This window comes from Thomasclavelia sp., assembly GCF_017889095.1.
Taxonomy (GTDB): domain Bacteria; phylum Bacillota_I; class Bacilli_A; order Erysipelotrichales; family Coprobacillaceae; genus Thomasclavelia.
Genome location: NZ_JAGHEW010000212.1, coordinates 1 through 4,641, shown reverse-complemented (window position 1 = coordinate 4,641; position 4,641 = coordinate 1). Strand labels below are relative to the sequence as shown.

Annotated in this window: 6 protein-coding genes; 3 read left to right on the top strand and 3 right to left on the bottom strand. The window is 22.4% G+C overall.

The window, feature by feature from the left end; all coding sequences use genetic code 11:
- Window positions 1–239: 239 nt before the first annotated feature.
- The 3 genes from J7M77_RS09165 to J7M77_RS09155 are packed head-to-tail and all read right to left on the bottom strand — an operon-like array spanning window position 240 to window position 1,386.
- The gene (locus J7M77_RS09165) at window positions 240–791 is read right to left on the bottom strand and encodes an accessory gene regulator B family protein (RefSeq protein ID WP_296877733.1); all 552 of its coding nucleotides are present in this window, start codon (window positions 789–791) and stop codon (window positions 240–242) included.
- On the bottom strand, window positions 788–1,081 hold the full coding sequence (locus tag J7M77_RS09160; RefSeq protein WP_296877731.1) for a helix-turn-helix transcriptional regulator: 294 nt from the start codon (window positions 1,079–1,081) through the stop codon (window positions 788–790). Before J7M77_RS09160 ends, J7M77_RS09165 begins: the two co-directional genes overlap by 4 nt.
- Window positions 1,081–1,386: a helix-turn-helix transcriptional regulator gene (locus J7M77_RS09155; RefSeq protein WP_296877729.1), complete on the bottom strand. Its 306-nt coding sequence runs from the start codon at window positions 1,384–1,386 to the stop codon at window positions 1,081–1,083. Before J7M77_RS09155 ends, J7M77_RS09160 begins: the two co-directional genes overlap by 1 nt.
- A gap of 231 nt (window positions 1,387–1,617) precedes the next feature.
- On the opposite strand from J7M77_RS09155, the gene J7M77_RS09150 reads away from it, so the two are divergent.
- The 3 genes from J7M77_RS09150 to J7M77_RS09140 all read left to right on the top strand — a co-directional run.
- A complete protein-coding gene (locus tag J7M77_RS09150; RefSeq protein WP_296877727.1) occupies window positions 1,618–1,770 on the top strand; it encodes a cyclic lactone autoinducer peptide in 153 nt (50 codons plus the stop codon).
- Between the two features lie 583 nt (window positions 1,771–2,353).
- A complete protein-coding gene (locus J7M77_RS09145) occupies window positions 2,354–2,689 on the top strand; it encodes a hypothetical protein (protein WP_296877725.1) in 336 nt (111 codons plus the stop codon).
- A 73-nt stretch (window positions 2,690–2,762) separates the two neighbouring features.
- A partial coding sequence (locus J7M77_RS09140) for a hypothetical protein (protein ID WP_296877723.1) occupies window positions 2,763–4,641 on the top strand: 1,879 nt, incomplete at its 3' end.

Here is a 4,641-nt window from a genome sequence, read left to right as displayed (position 1 = left end):
TAACATTAATTCTTAAAAGCAATTCTTCAATACATAATTTTAAATGTAATGCATCATGCATATCATCATCGCAAATTATAATTTTCATTTTTCCCTCCCAATTTTATCATGAATTATATTTGATAAAGCAATACAATTCATAATATATATTTATAATTTATCCATATTATAACATTATTTTTGAATAATAGTTGAATAAATACTTCTATAAAAATAGAGTTTAATAATTTATAGTAATTTTAATTGTTAAATAAAATACCTAAAATTATATTAATATTACTTAATAAAAAAACTATGTTTATTAACTTATAAATATTGTTATTTTTAGTAATAAATAAAAGCATAATAACATATACAATTTCTATAAGAATTGCTTTTTTCTTATAATATTTTTTTTCCTTAAAATTTAGTTTTTTATTTTTGTGATCTATTGGTGTAAATAGAATTGTATTTATTATTAGGATACAAGAAATAATCCATACTATCCATTTGTTAAATTTGAATAAATTAATAAATATTGAAATAAACATAGTTACTAAAGAAGAGATTATAATACACAAATATCTATTATTAAAATGATATCCGCCAATATATTTTCTTAATAAACTATATAAGAATATAAATATAATGGCAATTTTTAGACATTTATTATAAATTAGTATGGGGAGAGTGATAAATGAAAATAATAAATAATCAGTAAAGATTCTATAGCCATATAAGAAAATATCCTTTTCAATTTTTATATTATTGTTTTGTAATATGCTAAATAACTTTTGTTCTTTATTTTTCATCGTTTATTTTCACTTTCAAAATAACTTATTAATTCTTTTAAAATAATGTATTCTTCATCATTTATACCTACGACCGATAATTCTAGCTTTTTATTCTTATCAACTAAATAATCAATTGTAACATTAGTTATTTGAGCTATCATTGCAATATGTGACATTGTTGGTTGTGAAATACCATTTTCCCAATTAATAATTGTACCTCTTGATACACCAATGATTTTTGAAAAAGTAGTTTGATTCATTTTTAAAAATTCTTTCCTTAAAAATTTTATTTTATCTGCAATATCCATTAATCAATATTTCTCCAATCTTTATATTTAAAGGTTTTATACATAAATAAGATAATCTCAATTTGTTTTTTATTTAAATTACTAATATTGAGAGGTGGTCTATCGTCTGCAAATATTAAGTACTCAATTGACACCTTTAATATTTTTGACATTTCAAGTAATACATCGGTAGGAACAGTACCAGCACCATTTTCCCAACTTTTTAAAGTATTAACATCTATTTTTAATTTATTTGCTAACTCAGATAATACCATTTTATTTTTCTTCCGAGCTAATGTTATGCCAGATCGTATATTGTTAGCCACTTGCAAACCTCCTAAATCAATATTTATACATCCATTATATTGTTTGAAAATTCAAATGTAATATATATAATTATTTAATATTATATTATATTATACAAAATAACTAAATGATGTAAAATGATTATCAATTATTTCGTTTAATTATGTATTTTGCTATCAATATTGTTCTTTGGAACAAAATATGTTTTTTTGTTTATTTTTAAATGGTAAAATTGAGTTGAGGTGAAGAGCATGATTGGTATTATTAAGAAAAATTGTTTAGCTGTATTGGCTTCTATTATTTCATTTTTAGCTATTTTTACAGTCAATAGCGCTTGTACTTTATTATTTGGACAGGAAAAGGAGCCAAAAAGTTTAAGCAAATATAAAAAATTTAATAAATAGTATTGTTAGAAGAAATTAGGAAGTGTGTATTTCGAAATAATTTCATAATTTAGAGATTTTAAAAGTAAGGTTATTGAATAATAATTTGATAATCTTATTTTTTGTTTGAGAATATATGTTATAAAAAATATAGTCTTCTATTTTAGGTGAATCATGAAATTCTGTAAAATTAGAAGAGAAAATTGTTAAGTATATCGAATTTATCTAAATCTAAATCACTATTTTATATCTAAAAGTTAAAATTTTTTGCAGATTTATCATTTACATAAAAAAGTTATTGTAATTCAATAACACATAAATATTAGTTAAAAACAGTTCGTTTTAAATATATTTTGTGATTCGAATTTTTTAGATTTAAGAAATAATTGTATAAGAAAGTTGATTTTTTGATTATTACAGTAATAAAATATAATTATTAATATTTTATTAAATTAATTAGTGCATTATAATCAATATTTATGCATCATAATCTGTATGTGTTGACTTATTATCTCATTGAATTAGAATTAAGGTATAGATTAGCTAGCTATCTTATTATCATTAAATTTAAACAATATTAGATTAAAATGAAAGGGAAATTATTATGAAAAAGAAAAAGACAGGAATAGTGTTTATTTGTATGCTTCTTTTAGCGATTATGACAATTACAAGTACATATGCTGCAAGTGTACCTCATAATGGTTCTTATAAAGCGAGATATGCTTGGGTTTATGGTAAAGATATGTATTATGGTAGACAAGCAATGGATGGAGAGTTTTCTGGTAATAAAAATGGTTTAACTATGATGTATATTAAAAATTCAAGTGGTGATATCTTAGCTAGTGGTAGTGTTCATTATACCCAGCAAGATAAGCATATATCAACTGTATACTCATATGCAGAATCTCATAGTCACACATGTACTGATAATTTAATTTAGTTAATTGTTAAATAAGGGTAAGTATTGCTTACCCTTATAATTTATAGAAATAGAAATTGGAGGTGAGAGAATTTTGAAAAAGATAATCTATATTTTTACTGCAATTATTGCAATTTTATTATTCTATTATTTTTATGAAATAACTAATAATCAAATTTTTTTTAAAACAGATCAATACGAAAGTTATGCTGATGATATATTGCTAAATTATTTGTTAATAAGCAGTAAAGATGATAAAAGTAGTATTTTATCAGAGGTATTGAATATGGCTAAAGAAGAAAAAAGTACCATAGTTTATTGCACTACTGGGATGAACAATCAGAATAAAACTGCAAAACAGTTTTATATTTATGCACCTTCAAAATTAAAAACACCACTATATTTAAAAGATAAAAACAAGGTAATCGATTTTTCTAAAGATGATTATGATAAATATTATACTTCATATTATGAGGATAAAGATGCTTATAATTATTTAACCGCTTTTGATGATTCATATTTTAATAGCAGTGATAGTGTTTTATATTTTTATCCTTTTTGTCAAAGTTTTGATAATATAAATGACATTTCATATATGGCAATATATGTTTATAGTAACAATATTGATTTATTTGTAGAAAAGTTGAAAAAAGCCTGCCAGCAAAATAATATTATGTTAGAAATTGAAAATAATACTGCGGAATTTCATCAAGCTGATGATGAATTGTATGTAGAAGATAATTTAAATAAATTATTTTATGCATTTATTATTTCGTTAGTTGCTTATATAGTTGCTTATTGTGTTTTGCTTACCAAGGATAATAAGAAAATATGTATTTATATGTTAAATGGGTATAATAAGGTAATTGTTGCATTAAAATTATATTTACCATTATTAATTAAAGTCTTATTTGTTTTTTTGATGACGTTAATGATTTGTGTTTTAGTTTTTACTAATATAAATGAGAGTATTTATTATCAGTTTTATCAAAGATTAGTTTATTATAGTGGCATATTTATAATTTTTATTCCAGTGGTTTTAATGTGTATGATTATTTATATTCATTTTTCTAGCAGTTATTTAAATCTAAAAAATAATCGTTATTTAAACAAAGTACTTTATACCAATTATGTTATTAAGATCATTATTGGTACTATCTTATTACAGCCTTTTGTTACGACAGTAAATGCTTCTTTACCGCTTATCAATGATTACCGATTGATTACTAAATACCAGGAAGTTGTGACTAATAATCAAAGTCTTGCTGGGGATTTCTATTCATTTGATCGAAAATTAGTGGATCATTTTATGGAAATTGGTTATTTCTTTGATTTTGAAACATATAGAGTATATTCAGATCAAAATAATCAATTTCTCTATGATCATAATGGTGATTTTCAAATTGATAAATACATGAAACACCCATATATTATGGCTAATAAAAATTATTTAAATGTTTTTGATTATTCAATCAAAGATGTTTCTGGAAAAATTGTTGATATTAATGCACTTGAAGATGATACATTGTTAGTACCAAAAAAATATCAAAATGATAACTTAAAACCCTATTATATTGGAATTAGTGAAGAACCAAAGATAATCTATGTCGAAGATACAGGCAGTTATTTTGATTTTCATTTGATTATGGAAGAAAGTTCACTTAAAGATCCGATTATTAGAATTTATAATTCTTTTGACATGGATTATATTACTAATAGTAATCTACTTTTACCAGTAAATGAACAATACGATGATGAATATTATCAAGATTTAATTCATGATTATCATTTAGATGGCAGTGTGAGTTTTTATAAAACAGAATCTTATTATCGTTATTATTTGCAAGTGTTAAAAGAAAGAATTATTGATATGACCGGATTAATTTGTTTGTATACTTTTGTTTTTGGCTTGTTTTTATATCAGTCAACTTATACATATTTTATTAAAAATGCTAAAAAGATTGCGATTGAAT